Origin of the sequence: uncultured Meiothermus sp., from assembly GCF_937863175.1 — a bacterium.
In the GTDB taxonomy this organism is placed as follows: Bacteria; Deinococcota; Deinococci; order Deinococcales; family Thermaceae; genus Meiothermus.
Genome location: NZ_CALMCQ010000205.1, coordinates 17,025 through 32,655, shown reverse-complemented (window position 1 = coordinate 32,655; position 15,631 = coordinate 17,025). Strand labels below are relative to the sequence as shown.

Below are 15,631 nucleotides of genomic sequence, written 5' to 3'. Positions count from 1 at the left end.
CCGAGGTGGCCTCGAACAGGGCATCCAGGTAGTGCATACCCCCCGAAATCCAGAATGGAATGGCACCCAGGATGGGAACCATAATCCAGAGCCCGGCCACGGTGAGCAGGGCTTCGGCCCGGCGCGGCTCGGCCTGGGGACTTCCCAGTTTGCGCAGGATCAGGCCCAGCCCCAGTCCGGTTACTGCGCCCACAAAAAAGCCCAGCGCATCTGCCCCCAGGAGCAGGTCGGCCAGTCCCAGCACTGCCATTATTGCGCCCAGGGCAATGTAGACCGTGCCGGTCATGTAGGTGGCGACCGGGATGGGGTTGGACTGGGCGGCCTTAGCGAACCTGGGCCAGGACTTCATCCGCCACCTGCCGGTCGGTCAGTACCAGTAGCTTGTCGCCAGCCGTGACTGCCAGCATAGGGGCGCGCAGATAGACCCGGGTACCGCGCTCGAGGGCCACCGCTACCGCGCCCCTGGGCAGAGATAATTTGTCGAAGGGCGTTTCGCGGAAGTCGCCGGGTAGCTCGAACTCCAGCAGCTCCACCTGGTCTTCGATCAGGGCCAGGTGATCCACGTTGTCGGGGGCGATCCAGTCCACCACCTCCCGCACTGCGGCGGCGCGGGGGGTGAGGGGGATGTCAATCCCCACGTGTTCGAAGAGGCGGCGGTTTTCCCCCCGGTTGACCCGGGTGATGACCTTGGCCACGCCGACCTGCTTGGCCAGGAGCGAGACCAGCAGGTTTTTCTCGTCATTTTCGGTGACGGCCACCATCACATCCACATGATCGAGCCCTTCCGACTCGAGCAGTTCCAGGTCGGTGCCGTCCCCTTCCAGCACCAGGGCACCCGGCAGGTGTTCGGCCAGCCAGGCGCAACGGTCGGGGTTGTGGTCAATGATGGTGACCTCGAGGCGGTGCCGCAGCAATTCCTGGGTGACCATGAAACCTACATTGCCGCCTCCCACCACCATCACCCGCCGTACCCGCTCACGCGGTGCAAAGCAGGCCTGGATGGCATCGAAGCCCGGAGGGGTGGTCATAAAAAAGATGCGGTCTTCGGGCTCGAGGGCCAGCTGATTGAAGTTCGGGTCGGTAGCGGCGAAGAACTTTCCCTCGCGCAGGATGCCGGCCATAAAACTGCCATTGGGCCAGTCCAGCAGCGCGAGTTCCTTGCCCGCATAGGGGCCACCCTCGCGCACCTGGTACTCCACAAAGCGCAGCCGCCCCCCGGCCAGCACCTCGGTGTCCAGCGCGCCCGGAATTCGGATTACCTCCACAATTTCCTTTGCCAGCGAGCGCTGGGGCCAGAACACCTGGTCAATGCGGGTGCCCAGAATCTCCACCGTGCGGGGGTCGGTCAGGATATCCACATAGGATTGTTTGCCCACAAAACACAGGGTTTCCTTGGCCCCAAGCCCCTTGGCCAGCATGCAGGCAATCAGATTGACCTCATCCCAGTTGGTGGTCGCAAGGAAGGTGTCGCAGAGGTCTACTTTGGACTCGCGCAAGGTTTCGGGGTCGGTGACGCTGCCAATCACTACCTGCACATCCAGCCCACCCAGCCGTTCCTTGGCCTCGGGGTTGGTATCCACCACCACCAGGTCGTGCTGGGTGTGCAGGGCCTTGGCAATCTGCGAGCCGATCTCGCCACCGCCGGCAATTACGATAAACATGGCCAGCTCCGCTCCGCCTTGTCCAGTGGGCCTGGTGCGGGAGGTTGGGTGCAAAAAGAACTTTCGCTCTGCACCCTATGGACAGAGCGTTCAGGTCTTGCGCTTAACCCAGTTTCCAAGCCGAGGTTGACTTGTAAAGGTTCCATAGCCAGAACTTGGCCCAGCTTACACCCGAATGGTTTCTATGGCTATGTTGCCCATCACCGGCACTCCCGGTTTCCAGGGCACCAGCCCGACCATCTCGCCATGCAGGTCGTAGGCTTCGGCCCGGTTCACCTTTACTTTGATGATGTCGCCCATTTTGACCGTCCCGTCGGTCTCGGCATAGACCAGCCCGTCAATGCCCGGAGCATCGTACCTGGAGCGGCCCACCACCTGTCCGGGCAGCTCGCCGTAGTGGTCTATGATGACTTCCAAGGTTTGACCCACCTTGGCCCGGTTTTTCTCGAGGCTAATCCGCTGTTGCAACTCCATAAAACGGGCCCTGCGCTCTTCCTTGACCTCTTCGGGCACGGCCCCCGGCAGGGCGTTGGCGTCGGCCCCCGGCACCTCGGAGTAGGTGAAAGAGCCCACCCGATCCAGCCTGGCCTCGGCAATAAAATCCAGCAGCAGCTCAAAGTCCTGCTCGGTCTCGCCAGGGAAACCCACGATGAAGCTCGAGCGGATCGCCAGGTCGGGGGCGATAGAGCGCCATTCCCGAAGGGTCTCGAGGTGGCTCTCGGCCCCCCCAGGGCGGCGCATGGCCCGCAGGATTTTGGGGCTGGCATGTTGCAGTGGCACGTCCAGGTAGGGCAGCAGCTTGCCCTCGGCCATCAGCGGGATCAGTTGACGCACGTGGGGGTAGGGGTAGACATAGTGCAGGCGCAGCCAGGCTCCCAGCCCGGCCAGTTCGTTCACCAGATCCACCAGATGGGCCCGCACCTTCTTGCCCGCATACTCCGATTCGCGGTGGCGGATATCCATCCCGTAGGCTGAAGTGTCTTGTGCAATCACCAGCAGCTCTCTGGTGCCGGTTCCGACCAGCCGGGTAGCCTCATACAGGATGTCAGCGGCGTCGCGGCTGTCTTGCAGGCCGCGCAGCCTGGGGATGATGCAGAAGCTGCACCGGTGGTTGCAGCCCTCGGCAATTTTCAGGTAGGCGTAGTGGCGCGGGGTCAGTTTGACCTGAGGGGGAATGAGGGCGGTGAAGGGGTTCTTGTCCGCTGGCACGACCTGGCGCACGGCCCTGAGCACCCGGTCTACCTCGCCAGGGCCGGTGACTTCCAGCACCTGGGGATGGGCCTGTCTGATGACCTCGGGTCGGGCACCCAGACAGCCAGTCACAATCACCTTGCCGTTTTCCGAAAGGGCCTCGCCAATGGCCGCTAGCGACTCTTCCACCGCTGGGGTGATAAAGCCGCAGGTATTCACCACCACCACATCGGCATCCTGATAGGCGGGGGCGGTTTGGTACCCCTCGGCCCGCAGGCGTGAAAGAATCTGCTCCGAATCTACCAGGGCTTTGGGACAGCCCAGACTTACAAACCCGACCTTGCCTGCCATTGCATCTCCTGTGCGCCCGGTGGCGCGCAACAGGGGCGAGTATAGCAGGAATCGGGCCTTAGCGGTTCCGCACGGTATTCAAGCGGGGGGCTTTGCCTGCAAAAGTTCTGCACACGGGGATGCTAAAATCTCAAAGGTTTCTTGGAAACCGGAGGTCATCATGGCAGGACTCATGGATTTGCTGGGTGCGGCCCTTAACGAAAATACCGTCAAGCAAATGGCGGGCCAGTTGGGGGCCTCGGATACCCAGGTGCAGGGCGCCATCGGGATGGCACTGCCTGCCCTTTTGCAGGGCTTGCAGCGCAATGCGGCCGACCCGCAGGGGGCCGAGTCACTGGCGAATGCGCTGCAACGCGATCACGATGGTGGAATACTGGACGATCTGATGGGCTTTTGGGGCCATGCTCAGCCAGGGCCGGGGGCCGGAATCCTGCGGCATGTACTGGGTGGGCAACAGGCGGCGGTTCAACAAGGAATCGGGCAGGCTACCGGCATTAATCCCGGCCAGATCGGGGGATTGTTGGAAATGCTGGCTCCGGTGGTGATGGGGGCGTTGGGCAAAACCACCCGACAAGAGGGGGCTGGGGCGGGGGGTTTGTTGGAGCTGCTGGGACAAGCCACCGGGCAGATGCAACAGCAACAGCCCCAGGCCTTCAACCTGGTCAACATGCTGCTCGACCAGAACCGCGATGGCAGTGCGGTGGACGACGTGGTGCGGATGCTGGGAAATTTCCTCAAACGGTAGCGGGTCTGAACACCGGGTTGAATTCAACCAACCGTAGCGCAGCCTGCAATTGCACGGTCAAAGTCCGCGTCACTCTCCGTAGCGCAACACTACTACCTGTCCCACACTGCCCATGCGGCCCCGATCCTGGCCGTTGACGATGACCCGCACCACCCCGGCATTGCCCGCACGTACCACCACGGGTAGGGGGTAGCTGAGCTGGGTTCCGCTGGACACCGTTCCCTCGTAGAGCTGTTGGCCCGTGCGTCCGTCGGTGACGCGAATCCAACTGGTTCCCTCGAGCCTGAGCACCAGGCCGGTGGGGGGTGTGGTTCGTGGGGCGGCTGGTGCGGGGGTGCTGGGTGCGGGCGCAGGGGGAACGGGGGTCAGGGCGAAACTCAGGTTGCGGTCGTTTTGCAGGGTGAGCACCTGTTCGTATTTTTGAAAGCCTGCGGCCTCGATGCGGAGGGTACGCTCCCCGGCTTCGACCCTGGCCTCGAGCGGGGCCTGCCCCAGCAAGAAACCATCCAGATAGACCCGGGCTCCGGTGGGCTGGGTGGCGATACGCAGACTGATTTGCGGGGGGGGTGGTGGGGTGAGGGGAGTAGGGATGGACTGTACCGGAGCAGGTGTACCGGGCGGACTCAACGCCCGAAGTCCAAGCCAGCCCAGTACCACCAACAGCAAAACCAGCGGAATGAGCCAGGGCCATACCCGGGTTGAGGGGGAGAGGGGGGTTCTGGGGCCGGGAGCGGCCTGGGTAGTACCGGCTGGCCCCACAGACTCGGGGGTGCCGATGGGGTAGAGGGCCAGCAAGGGGGCGGGGTCGAGCCCCAGCAACTGGGCATAGCGCTTGAGGTAGCCTCGAGCCAGGGCAGGTTCGGGCAGTTCGTCGAAACGGCAGTTCTCCAGAGCCTCCAGCATGACCCGTCGAACCTTAAGAAACTCCGCTGCCTGGGCCAATTCCAGCCCTTTGGCCTCACGGGATTCTTTCAGCCGCTTCCCCAGCTCGCACATGGCGCCTTATTCTATGCCACAGATGTAGCTTGCGTATATGCCCGCAGGAGTGTGCGCCACAGCAAGCTATAGCTGGGCCAGGGCCAGTGCAATTTGCGCAGCCAGACGAGCGTTTTCTTCCAGCAGACGCAGATTGGCCTCATCGGTCTGGCCCTCACTCAACTCGGAGATGCGCCGCAGCAGGAAGGGGGTCAGGGCCTTGCCGCCCACCCCGGCCCTGGCGGCCTCCTGGGTGGCCTGTTCGACCCAGCGCTGCACCTGGTCGAAGTCCAGCCCTTTGGAAATGGGGTTGAGTACCAGGGTGGCCCCAGGCAGCCTCAATTCCCTGGCGGTATGAAAAGCCTGGGCGGCCTCGCGGGCCGACTCGACGCGGGCTGGCAGGGGGTAGGGGCTGGTGGAGCTGTGAAAGGCTGGCAGGTGGTGGGTCTGGTATCCCAAGAGGGCCACTCCCAGCGACTCCAGGCGCTCCAAAGTGGCAGCCAGGTCGAGGATGCTTTTGGGGCCCGCCGATACCACCACGATGGGGGTGCGGGAGAGCTCGAGCAGATCTGCCGACTCGTCGTAGGGATGAGGGTGTACGCCGCCAATCCCCCCGGTGGCAAAGACCCGGATCCCGGCCTGGTGGGCCAGGAAAGTGGTAGAAGCCACGGTGGTGCCTGCGCTTCTGCCCTGGGCTACCAGTGCACCCAGGTTCCACAAGCTGGCCTTGTCGGCAGTGTCGTCGGCGGCGATGGCCTCGAGTTCATCCCGGGTCAGACCCACCACCACTTCACCCGGCAGGATGGCGATGGTGGCGGGGGTGGCTCCGACCTGCCGTACGGTGTCCTCGAGTTTGCGGGCCAGCTCGAGGTTCAGCGGGCGTGGCAGGCCGTGGGTGATGACGGTGGACTCGAGGGCTACCACCGCTTGCCTGGTGTGCAGGGCGTGGGCCACTTCTGGATGCAGGCGCATGGGAACAGCATACGGCGGGAGCGAAAAAAGTCGAGTAAAGTGCAAAGGAACGGCAGGATTGGTTGCGCCCATTTGAACCATGGATCCAGGGCGGTTTTCCGCCGGGTTGCACTCCTGAGTGCATTTAAAACGCCTGTTTTCCGCGACTGGGTTCGGAGTGTGGGGGGTACTTTCTACGGCAGCCGCCCTATGTCGGTGGAAAAACCCGGTTTCGTCCGGCCCGTTTGGCGGCATAGAGTTGCTGATCGGCGGCAGAGAGGAGTTTTTCGTGATTGGAAAGGGTAGGGTCGCTGCCCACGCCGATGCTTACCGTGACCGCGAGGCGGGGGTGAATATCGCTCCAGTCATAACCTGCAATGCGCTGACGTACCCGCTCACAGGCGATCAGGGCGCCTACCAGGTCGGTCTGGGGGAAGACCAGGGCAAATTCTTCGCCGCCATAGCGGGAGGCAAAATCTACCCCACGGCAACTGGACTCGAGAATTTGCCCTACCAGCCGCAACACGTCATCCCCGATCTGGTGCGAGAAAGAGTCGTTGATCTGTTTGAAGTGGTCAATGTCCACCAGGGCCACGCTGAGGGGGAATTTGTAGCGCCTCGAGGCGGCAAACTCGCGCTCGAGGTTTTCCTCCAGATAGCGGCGGTTGTAAAGCCGGGTGAGGGGATCCTGACGGGCCAGCCGCTCCAGTTCTCGGGACTGCTGGCGCAGCTTGTCCAGCAGGCGCGATTTTTCGGCGTCGGCTTCCTTGAGGTTTTCGATGGCGCGGGCCAGTTCGCGGTTGGCGCGGGCCAGCTCGGTGTTGCGCAAGCGCTCAATCTCGGCTTCCTGGCGGGCTTTTTCGACCTGGAACCCGGCCAGCAGAGCAGCGGTTCTCTGGGCTTGCTGCTCCTTGTGCAGCCTGCGCTCAATTTCGATGGCTTGTTTAAGATGGTGCAGTGCGAGTGCTGGTTTCTGGATCTGCTCGAAGACCCCCGACAGCGCCTGGTGGAAGTCGAGCAGTGGCTTTTGCGGCCCCAATTCCTCGGCCATCTTGAGCCCCTGCTGCAGGGCCAGGATGGCCGCATCGGTCTGGGCCTGGCGGCCCAAGGCCATGCCAATCTGGAGCAGAACACTGAGTTCACCAAGGCGATTGCCCAGTTCGCGGTGAAGGGCTTTGGAGGACTGGAATAGCTCGAGGGCTGGTTCCAGGTTGCCCAGCATGGCCTGGGAGCGGCCCAGATTTTCCAGGCAGGTAGCCCGCACCTGTGGGCTGCCCAGCCGGTCGGCAATCTCCAGGGCCTGCTGGTGGTAGTCGAGGGCCTCCTGGGTGCGACCCAGCCGCTGAAACACCACGCCCAGGTTGGAAAGCGCGTTGGCCTCGCCCTGGAGGTCGCCCAGGGTTTGTTTGATACCCAGGCTTTCGCGGTAGAGCTGCACCGCACCCGGATAATCGCCCATCTCGAGGTAGACCAGCCCCAGGTTGTTCAGGGTGCCCGATTCGGTCAGGCGGTCGCCGATCTCGCGTTTGAGGGCCAGGCTGCGCAGGAAATATTTGGTGGCTTCCTGGTAGTTGCCCAGGGTGTACTGGATGATGCCAACCCCGTTCAGGGCATTGGATTCCAGCGCTTTGTGTTCGTACTTGCGGCTTTGCTCCAGGGCCTCCAGGTAGTACTCGAGGGCCCTGGGAAAGTTGCCCTGAAAGTAGTGGAAGTTGCCCAGCGCGTTGAGGGTGTCTACCTCGCCCCTGATCTCGCCCGTCCCGCGCAGGATGGAGAGGGCTTCCTCGAGGCACCCCTGCGCTGCGGGCAGGCTGCCCTGGCGAAAATGGTAATCGCCCAGGTTTTTGAGGGCCAGACCTCGCCCGGTCGGATAGGCGGTGTTTTGCGACAGAAGGAGCATGCCCTCGACGGTCTCTTTGGCCCGGCGCAGATCGCTTACCCGCAGGAACTGGTAGAGCTGATCCAGCAGCCCCAGTTTCTCCGAATGGGTCTGGGTCTGGTTAAGTTGGGCCTCGAGGGCCTGGAGACTCTGGTTCATCGCCCAAAAACCCTGGCCTATATCATACCGGTTTAGCAAGACCCTGGGTTCGGACAGCGGTCAAAGTGAGGTATGTGAGTGTTCTGACTGGCCTATCAGGGAACACAGGGGTTCTTACACCGCCATTCCACAGGCCAGGTCTATGTCGCAAACCCACTTACCGCAGCGCTTGGTTGGTCTCAACTATGCCGGTGCCCTGCGGCAGGTCTCAAGCTACAGGTTTGGAACGGGTCAAGGGCTATAGTGCAAAACAGATATGGGCCACGAATCAACCGACTTTCTGGATAACGCAGTCTTGACCGGCCTTCGACTTGCGACGGTGAATTGCCCTGAAGTACCATGCTCGGAATACAGGTGAAGCATGAGCCCCGAACTGTCCGAACTTCAATATGCCGTGGACGCAGCGATGGGGCGCCGCCCTGGAACCCTATTGCTGCAGAATGTGCAACTGGTGAATGTGTTTAGCCTCGAGGTTCAGCTCACCCATATCCTGTTGGCGGGGCCTCTGGTGGCTGCGGTAGGCCCGGAGTATGCCGGGGCCCAAGCCGTGCAGGCGGTGGATTTGCAGGGCCGGTATGTGGCACCGGGGCTGATTGATGGGCATGTGCACCTCGAGTCCTCGCTGGTCTCGCCTGCCGAGTATGCGCGGGGGGTGGTGCCCAGGGGCGTAACGGGGGTCGTGACCGATCCGCATGAGATCGGCAATGTGGCCGGCGTAGCGGGGATCGAGTGGCTAATGGAGGCCTGCGAGGGGCTGCCACTGGAAGTCTGGATTTGTGTGCCATCCTCGGTTCCCTCCACCCCGCTGGAAACCAGTGGCGCGGTGCTGGGCCTGGCGGAGATTGAACATCTACTGGGGCATCCGCGTGTGGTGGGCGTGGCCGAGCTGATGAGCTTCCCGGCCATTCTGGCCGCCGATACCAGCGAACTGAACAAGGTCATTCTGGCCGAGCACTTCCGTAAATCGCCTGAAGGTCATGCCCCGACCCTGACCGGGCGGCTCCTGCAAGGCTATCTGGCCGCCGGCATCACCTCCGACCACGAGAGCACCACGCTTGAGGAGGGGAGGGCCAAGCTCGAGGCGGGTTGTTTTTTGATGGTGCGCGAAGGCTCCACCACACGCAACCTGGAGGCCCTGGCTCCGCTCATCCAGTCCCAGCACTGCGACCGCATCGGGCTGGTGACCGATGACCGGCTGCCCTCGGATTTGCTGCGGGAAGGCGGGGTGGATTTCCTGGTTCGCAAAGCCATCGCGCTGGGGGTAGACCCGGTCTATGCCATTCGCGCCGGGAGCTGGAATGTGGCCCGCCACTATCGTATCTCGCGGCGGGGAGCCATTGCGCCCGGTTTTCAGGCCGATCTGGTGGTTCTGGAAGATCTGCAGAATTTCACGGCAAATAGGGTCTACCAGCGCGGCAGGTTGGTGGCCGAGCAAGGCCAGCCGGGCCTTCAGCTGGCCAGAACCCGAGTCTCGCCGGTGGTTTCCCAGACGGTCAAACTGCCCAACCTGCGACCTCAGGACCTGCGGATTCCGGCCATCTCCGGCAAGGCTCGAGTGGTGCGGGCCATTCCGCATCAGGTCTTGACCGCCGAGGAGCATATCCAGCCCACCGTGCAAAACGGGGAGATCGTCGCCGATCCCGGGCGCGACCTGGCCAAGCTGATCTGCCTCGAGCGCTACGGAAAAAACGGCCAGATTGGCCGGGGTCTGGTCACCGCCTTTGGTCTGCAAAAGGGAGCCCTGGCCTCCACCGTGGGCCACGACCACCACAACCTGATGGCGATCGGGGCCTCGGATGCCGACATCGTGACTGCGGCCAGGCGGTTGGAGGCCCTGGGCGGTGGGATGATCGCGGTGTGTGAGGGTGAAGTGTTGGCCGAGCTGGCCCTCCCGATCGCGGGCCTGATTACCGACGAGCCCCTGGAAGCGGTGAACCGCAAGCTCGAGGCCCTTGCTCAGGCGGCGCAGTCGCTCGGTGTGACCATTCCCGACCCCTACATGGTGCTCTCGTTTCTGGGCCTGGCCGTCATCCCCGAGTTGCGCCTGACCGACTACGGGCTGGTGGATGTCCACAAAGGCGCGCTGGTGCCGCTCGAGGTCGGGTGAACGTTTGGCCCACCAATTAGACTCGAGCGGTCTGATGGGTAAAATGGGCCGGCATGACGCTCATCCTGCGTGGCCTGGTCGTCCACACCCCCAAGAATCCCTTCCACGAGGCGGAAGCCCTGCAAGTTTTTTCCGAGGGGGGCCTGGCGATTGCAGAAGGCAGGATTGCTGCGGTGGGCAGTTTTACCGATCTGATCAGGCAATTTCCTGGCGCACAGGTGCACGACCACCGCGAAGGGCTCCTGTTGCCCGGTTTTGTGGATACCCATGTGCACTACCCGCAGACCCGTGTAATCGGGGCGATGGGATACACGCTCCTGGACTGGCTAGCAAAGCGTACCCTGCCCCTGGAGGCAAAGCTTTCCGATAACAAGCTGGCCCGCGAACTGGCCCGGGAGTTCGTCCAGCTCCTCCTGCGCAATGGAACCACCACCGCCCTGGTATTTGGCTCGCACTTCCAGGGCGCCACCGCCAACCTGTTTGGGGCTGCCGAGGATACAGGCCTGCGCATTATTGCCGGGCAGATCTGCTCGGATCGGATGTTGCGACCCGAACTGCACACTACGCCCCAGCGCAGCTATGCCGAGCAAAAAATGTTGATCCAGCGCTTTCATGGGCGCGGCAAACTGCGCTATGCGGTCACGCCGCGCTTCTCGCTCTCGGCCTCCGAGGCCCTTCTGGAGGTCTGCCAGACCCTGTTCCAGGAGCATCCCGATCTACATTTCACCACCCATATCAACGAAAATACCGAGGAGATTCGGACGGTGGCCGAACTGTTTCCCTGGAGCCACCACTATCTGCATACCTACGACCGGTTCCATCTGGTCTCCGAGCGTTCGGTGTTTGCACACAATGTCCACCCGACCGAGCCCGAACTGGTGCGCCTGGCCGAGACCAGGGCTGCGGTAGCCCACTGCCCAAGCTCAAACGCCTTTATCGGCAGCGGTATCTTCCCCATGAACCGGCATCTGCGACAGGGGGTTCGCTTTGGGCTGGGTTCGGATGTGGGGGGCGGCACCGGCTTCAGCCTGCTGAAGGAGGGGCTTATGGCCTATATGGCCCAGCGCTACGCTTCCGATAGCGTAAACCTGACCCCTGCCCACCTGCTCTACCTGGCTACCCAGGCCGGAGCAGAAATTCTGGGCTATGGTGCGGTGGTGGGCAGCTTTGCCCCCGGCAAGGCCGCCGATGTGTTGTGGATCAAGCCCGAGGCCAGGAGCACCCTGGAAGTTCACTTCCGCCACCTCGACTCGGTAGACCAGCTCTTGGGTTCGCTCTTCACGCTGTATGGTGAAGCTCGAGTTGCCAGGGTCTGGCTGGATGGGCGGGAAATTGTCCTGGACTGACCGATGGTAGGGTAGCCCGCATGGAGCAAGTGTACGTCCTGCCCGCGTTGGAATTTCCGGCTGCCCAAAACCGGCTGCTGCCTATGAACCTCGAGCTGCTGCAAAAAGTGGAGCGGGAAGGCTTATTTGTGCCTCGAGCCAGGGCCGAGCAAGACCCCGCCCATCGGCAAATTATCCCCTATGGCGTGGTGCGCTACGGCGAAAGGTATTTTCTGTTGCGCCGCACCAGGGGTGGAGGCGAGGCCCGCCTGCACGATCTATACACGCTTGGCGTGGGAGGGCATATCAACCCCGAAGACCTATCCCTGGAATCGTTTCCCGGACGAGGTTCCGGCCCCGTGCTGGACGGGCTGCGGCGGGAGCTTCTGGAGGAAGTTGGGGTTCGCCATTACTCGGCCCAGCCCGCTGGCTTAATTGTCATGGACGATACTCCGGTGAGCAGGGTGCATGCAGGTCTGGTGTTTGTGGTGGATGCCGAGGAAGAGCCAAAGGTGGTGGAAACGCACAAGCTCGAGGGCCGCCTGGTTAGCCTCGAAGAAGTCTGGGCCGTGTATGAAGGGCTCGAGGAGTGGTCGAAGGTGGTGGCGGACTGGCTCAAAGCGCAACCGGATTGAGGAACTGAAAGAGAACTACCTCAGCCACGACACCGAGTGCCGCCGAAAACTGGGTGTGGAACGCATTTTGCAGGCCCTCTCTTTCCTTTGGGGGATCGGTGGCTAGACTGAGTGGTGGTCTTGTTATAAACTTATACTCGGTATAAAAAATAGCCGATCGCAGTCTAGCAAAAAAAGCCATAAGCCATGAGTTAACCGCGATGGTCTTGCAGGTCTGGAGGCAAAAATGCGAATCAAGAGGATGGGTGTGGTGGGTTCGGGCACGATGGGTGGAGCAATCGCCTCGCTGGCTGCTTCGGCAGGGGTGCCGGTGGTGATGCTGGATATTCCGGGCCAGGAGGACAAGCTCGAGTTCGTCAAGAAAGGCTTAGATCGTCATCTCAGGTCCAGGCCGGCCAGCTTTATGGACAAGGGTCGTGCCAGCCTGATCGAAATTGGCACCACCGAGCAGCTCGAGAAGCTCAAGGACTGCGACTGGGTGGTCGAGGTGATCATCGAGAAGGTTGAGCCCAAGCAGGAATTGTTTGCCAGGCTCGAGACCGCTGCCCCCAGGGCTATTGTCTCCTCCAACACCTCGGGTATCCCCATGAAGACCCTGCTCGAGGGCAGGGGAGAGGCTTTCCGCAAGCGTTTCCTGGGTACCCACTTCTTCGCTCCGGTACGCTATCTGCACCTTTTGGAGCTGATTCCCACCCCCGAGACCGACCCGGCAGTGCTCGAGGCCATGCGTAAGTTTGGCGAGCGGATTCTGGGCAAGGGCACGGTGATCTGTAAGGACTCGCCGGGCTTTATCGCCAACCGCCTGGGGGTGTTTGGCATGTCCCAGGCCATGCGCCTGATGGTCTCGGAGGGCCTGAGCATTGACGAGGTAGACGCCCTGACCGGCCCACTGGTGGGCCGCCCCAAGAGCGCCACCTTCCGCACCGGCGACATCTCTGGCCTGGACGTGCTGAAGCTGGTCTCCACCGAGCTCTCGCACACCACCGGCGAGGACTTTGCGATGCCCGACTGGGTGGAAAACCTGATCGCCCAGAACAAGCTTGGCGACAAGACCGGGGCGGGGTTCTATCAGAAGGTCGGCAAGGACATCCTGACCTACGACTACGTCACCGGCGAGTACAGACCCCAGCAAAAGCTTCGCACCGACGAGATTGGGGCCATCAAAGACCTGCCCCTGGAGGAGCGCCTGCGTCGGGTGGGCGACCTGCCCGGCAAGTACGGCAGCTTTGTCCGCAAGTTGTTTTTGACCAACGCCCACTACGCCCTGGAAAAAGCCCAGGAAATTGCCCACGAGATCGTCTCGGTAGACCGGGCTCTGGAGTGGGGCTTCGCCTGGGAGCAAGGCCCCTTTAAGAACATGGATGCGGTAGGGCTGGACAACCTGCGCCAGGGCTTCGCCGAGCTGGGACTGAGCGAGCCCGAACTGCTGAAAAAAGCCCAGGGCAGCTTTTACAAAAACGGCACGTATCTGGGCTTCGACGGCCAGTACCACCCTATTCCCGCCGAGGAAGGGGTGATCCGCCTGGCCAAGATCAAGAGCACGGGCAAGACCCTGCTGGAGTCCAAAGAATATGCTCTGCTCGATCTGGGCGACGGGGTGGCCCTGTTCGAGAACCGGGCCAAGATGGGCACCCTGGGCGAGGGGCCGTTAACCGGGCTGCACAAGGCCCTGGACTGGGTCGAGGCTAATGGTTACGAAGGCCTGGTCATCGGCCATGAAGACCCCCGCACTTTTAGCGCCGGCGCCAACCTGGCCCTGGTGATTATGGCCGTGCAGGAGGGGGCCTGGGACGACCTCGAGCTGGCTACCCGCCGCTTCCAGCAGACCGCCATGCGCCTGCGCCGCTCGCCCTTCCCGGTGGTCTCGGCCCCCTTCGGCCTGACCCTGGGCGGCGGGGCCGAGTTCAGTTTGCATTCCAGCGCTATCCAGGCCCACGCCGAGCTTTACATGGGGTTGGTCGAGGCCGGGGTGGGGCTGCTGCCGGGGGGCGGGGGTACCAAGGAGATGCTCTTCCGCTTTACCAGCGAGCTTGCCGCCTATGGCCCCGAGGTTGACCTGTTCGAGGGGGTGAAGCGGGCTTTCCAGATGATTATGCTGGCCCAGACCAGTACCAGCGCCCTCGAGGCCCGAAACATGGGCTTCCTGCGAACCTCTGACGGCATCTCTATGAACCGCGACCGTCTGATTGCCGATGCCAGGAGACGGGTGCTGTTTATGGCCCCCGACTACGTGCCAGAGCCCCCCATGAAAATTCGTGCCCTGGGCGCCGAGGGCATCGGGAATTTGCGTTATGCCCTGTGGCAGTTTCAGGAGGCCAAACAGGCCAGTGAACACGATGTGCTGGTGGGGAATGCGGTGGCCTATGTGCTGTGTGGGGGTGACGGGCCCGCGCGGGAGGTAACTGAACAGGACATTCTGGACTTAGAACGCGAAGGCTTCCTGAAGCTCTTAGGCACCAAAAAGACCCAGGAGCGCATCGCCCACACCCTCAAGACCGGTAAACCGCTGCGGAACTGAACCTGGACGCGGTTCTTATTTTTGCTTGAGGAGACCCCCTATGGATGAACTGCTTGAGCTGGTCCGCGACAGCAACTACTACCCTTTCGAATCCGTGACAAGCGTGTTGGGGTACGAGGGGTCGCGGGCCGAACGGCTGCTACAGCACATCCGAGACACCAAGCACATGTACTGGAGCATGATCGCTCAAGAGCTAAACCTTGGGGCGCCGCCGCACGACCTCGAGGCCCTGATGGCTTACGAGGTCGAACAGACCGCGGCCCTGAGCCCCGAGGCCAGAGCAACACTTGTGCACTATGGCCAGGCGATGACCGTAAGCGCTTTGATACGACTTTGCTGCCGCCATTCGGTCTGGCATGCTAGGTTACTCGCATAGCGAGTATGCGCTACGCGCACCCCCTGGGGGCAGATTGCGCTAACCCGCACAGACTGATATGCAGCACCTCGTAACCCTGTACGACCGCTTCACAGAAGGCGTTGGCGGCCCTTTAGCGGCGCAGAGTTGTAGGGTGCGCCTGCGCACCGCACATCGAGCCCATCCTTCCCCCGTCTGCTACACTGGCCCTAAAGAGGGAACACCATGCAAAAGGTGATTGAAGTTTCGCAGTACGAACTAGAGCGAGGCAAGCCCATGCCCAGCAAACTTCATGGCTATGTTCAGGCTAACCTCATTGCGGCGTTGGCGAGCAGCTACCCGGAGCGGTTCACCCTCTTCTCCGAACTGAAGCTGGGCTTTGGGGAGTGGGAGTCCGTCCCTGACATCTCCATCTACCACAAGATGGAAATAGATTTCTCTCTGGACGAAGTTCGCATGACCCAGCCGCCGCTATGCGCCATCGAGATTTTGTCGCCCACCCAGAGCCTGCAAGAGCTGATAGACAAGGCCAGGAAATACTTTAGTAACGGGGTCAAATCCTGCTGGCTGGTGATTCCAGGCCTGAGGAACGTCTACGTGTTCTCGGGCCCGACGGCTTATGAGATATTCCGCGACGATGAGGTGTTGGTGGACTCCGCCCTAGGGGTAAAGCTCGAGCTCTCCCGGGTCTTTCGGTAAATACAAGCCGCCTCAAGATATTCCAGCACGACTGTGGCTTCTAACTTGAATCCCAGGTCCGCTTTGCAATAAACTTTGAC

Annotated in this window: 12 protein-coding genes and 1 pseudogene; 7 read left to right on the top strand and 6 right to left on the bottom strand. The window is 62.0% G+C overall.

The genetic code is table 11. The annotated features are described in order from the left end of the window. From Q0288_RS08145 to rimO, 3 genes and pseudogenes are all read right to left on the bottom strand, one after another. A pseudogene (locus tag Q0288_RS08145) lies at nt 1–349 on the bottom strand (TrkH family potassium uptake protein); the annotation flags it as partial. Beyond that, the gene (gene trkA / locus Q0288_RS08140; protein ID WP_299429397.1) at nt 324–1,661 is read right to left on the bottom strand and encodes a Trk system potassium transporter TrkA; all 1,338 of its coding nucleotides are present in this window, start codon (nt 1,659–1,661) and stop codon (nt 324–326) included. The gene trkA and the pseudogene Q0288_RS08145, both read right to left, overlap by 26 nt. Nucleotides 1,662–1,826: 165 nt before the next feature. Beyond that, on the bottom strand, nt 1,827–3,203 hold the full coding sequence (gene rimO, locus Q0288_RS08135) for a 30S ribosomal protein S12 methylthiotransferase RimO (RefSeq protein WP_299429396.1): 1,377 nt from the start codon (nt 3,201–3,203) through the stop codon (nt 1,827–1,829). A gap of 160 nt (nt 3,204–3,363) precedes the next feature. Here rimO and Q0288_RS08130 point away from each other — a divergent pair, with 160 nt between their 5' ends. Beyond that, on the top strand, nt 3,364–3,948 hold the full coding sequence (locus Q0288_RS08130; protein WP_299429395.1) for a DUF937 domain-containing protein: 585 nt from the start codon (nt 3,364–3,366) through the stop codon (nt 3,946–3,948). A gap of 69 nt (nt 3,949–4,017) precedes the next feature. Here the strand turns inward: Q0288_RS08130 and Q0288_RS08125 are convergent, their stop codons facing one another. From Q0288_RS08125 to Q0288_RS08115, 3 genes are all read right to left on the bottom strand, one after another. After that, entirely contained in the window at nt 4,018–4,944 is a 927-nt protein-coding gene (locus tag Q0288_RS08125; RefSeq protein WP_299429394.1) for a RodZ domain-containing protein, read from the bottom strand. A 66-nt stretch (nt 4,945–5,010) separates the two neighbouring features. Continuing rightward, a complete protein-coding gene (locus Q0288_RS08120) occupies nt 5,011–5,895 on the bottom strand; it encodes a pseudouridine-5'-phosphate glycosidase (protein ID WP_299429393.1) in 885 nt (294 codons plus the stop codon). Between the two features lie 187 nt (nt 5,896–6,082). Beyond that, entirely contained in the window at nt 6,083–7,912 is a 1,830-nt protein-coding gene (locus tag Q0288_RS08115) for a tetratricopeptide repeat protein (protein ID WP_299429392.1), read from the bottom strand. Nucleotides 7,913–8,273: 361 nt separating this feature from the next. Between Q0288_RS08115 and ade the strand changes: the two genes are divergently transcribed. The 6 genes from ade (at nt 8,274) to Q0288_RS08085 (ending at nt 15,551) form a co-directional block, all read left to right on the top strand. After that, on the top strand, nt 8,274–10,019 hold the full coding sequence (gene ade, locus Q0288_RS08110; protein WP_299429391.1) for an adenine deaminase: 1,746 nt from the start codon (nt 8,274–8,276) through the stop codon (nt 10,017–10,019). Between the two features lie 53 nt (nt 10,020–10,072). After that, nucleotides 10,073–11,365: a guanine deaminase gene (gene guaD / locus Q0288_RS08105; protein ID WP_299429390.1), complete on the top strand. Its 1,293-nt coding sequence runs from the start codon at nt 10,073–10,075 to the stop codon at nt 11,363–11,365. Between the two features lie 20 nt (nt 11,366–11,385). Next, on the top strand, nt 11,386–11,979 hold the full coding sequence (locus Q0288_RS08100) for an NUDIX domain-containing protein (protein ID WP_299429389.1): 594 nt from the start codon (nt 11,386–11,388) through the stop codon (nt 11,977–11,979). 226 nt (nt 11,980–12,205) lie between these two features. Further along, nucleotides 12,206–14,497, top strand: coding sequence for a 3-hydroxyacyl-CoA dehydrogenase/enoyl-CoA hydratase family protein (locus Q0288_RS08095; protein ID WP_299429388.1), 2,292 nt, complete (start codon nt 12,206–12,208; stop codon nt 14,495–14,497). A gap of 40 nt (nt 14,498–14,537) precedes the next feature. After that, nucleotides 14,538–14,873, top strand: a complete 336-nt coding sequence (locus tag Q0288_RS08090) for a hypothetical protein (RefSeq protein WP_299429387.1) — start codon at nt 14,538–14,540, stop codon at nt 14,871–14,873. 204 nt (nt 14,874–15,077) lie between these two features. Further along, nucleotides 15,078–15,551, top strand: coding sequence for a Uma2 family endonuclease (locus Q0288_RS08085; RefSeq protein WP_299429386.1), 474 nt, complete (start codon nt 15,078–15,080; stop codon nt 15,549–15,551). The last annotated feature ends 80 nt before the right edge of the window (nt 15,552–15,631 follow it).

Excerpts from the sequence above, each read along its gene's own strand:
- Q0288_RS08130 (WP_299429395.1), top strand. The coding sequence starts at position 3,364 with ATGGCAGGACTCATGGATTTGCTGGGTGCGGCCCTTAACGAAAATACC.
- Q0288_RS08120 (WP_299429393.1), bottom strand. The coding sequence starts at position 5,895 with ATGCGCCTGCATCCAGAAGTGGCCCACGCCCTGCACACCAGGCAAGCG.
- Q0288_RS08100 (WP_299429389.1), top strand. The coding sequence starts at position 11,386 with ATGGAGCAAGTGTACGTCCTGCCCGCGTTGGAATTTCCGGCTGCCCAA.
- trkA (WP_299429397.1), bottom strand. The coding sequence starts at position 1,661 with ATGTTTATCGTAATTGCCGGCGGTGGCGAGATCGGCTCGCAGATTGCC.
- ade (WP_299429391.1), top strand. The coding sequence starts at position 8,274 with ATGAGCCCCGAACTGTCCGAACTTCAATATGCCGTGGACGCAGCGATG.
- Q0288_RS08115 (WP_299429392.1), bottom strand. The coding sequence starts at position 7,912 with ATGAACCAGAGTCTCCAGGCCCTCGAGGCCCAACTTAACCAGACCCAG.
- Q0288_RS08090 (WP_299429387.1), top strand. The coding sequence starts at position 14,538 with ATGGATGAACTGCTTGAGCTGGTCCGCGACAGCAACTACTACCCTTTC.
- Q0288_RS08125 (WP_299429394.1), bottom strand. The coding sequence starts at position 4,944 with ATGTGCGAGCTGGGGAAGCGGCTGAAAGAATCCCGTGAGGCCAAAGGG.
- guaD (WP_299429390.1), top strand. The coding sequence starts at position 10,073 with ATGACGCTCATCCTGCGTGGCCTGGTCGTCCACACCCCCAAGAATCCC.
- Q0288_RS08095 (WP_299429388.1), top strand. The coding sequence starts at position 12,206 with ATGCGAATCAAGAGGATGGGTGTGGTGGGTTCGGGCACGATGGGTGGA.
- rimO (WP_299429396.1), bottom strand. The coding sequence starts at position 3,203 with ATGGCAGGCAAGGTCGGGTTTGTAAGTCTGGGCTGTCCCAAAGCCCTG.
- Q0288_RS08085 (WP_299429386.1), top strand. The coding sequence starts at position 15,078 with ATGCAAAAGGTGATTGAAGTTTCGCAGTACGAACTAGAGCGAGGCAAG.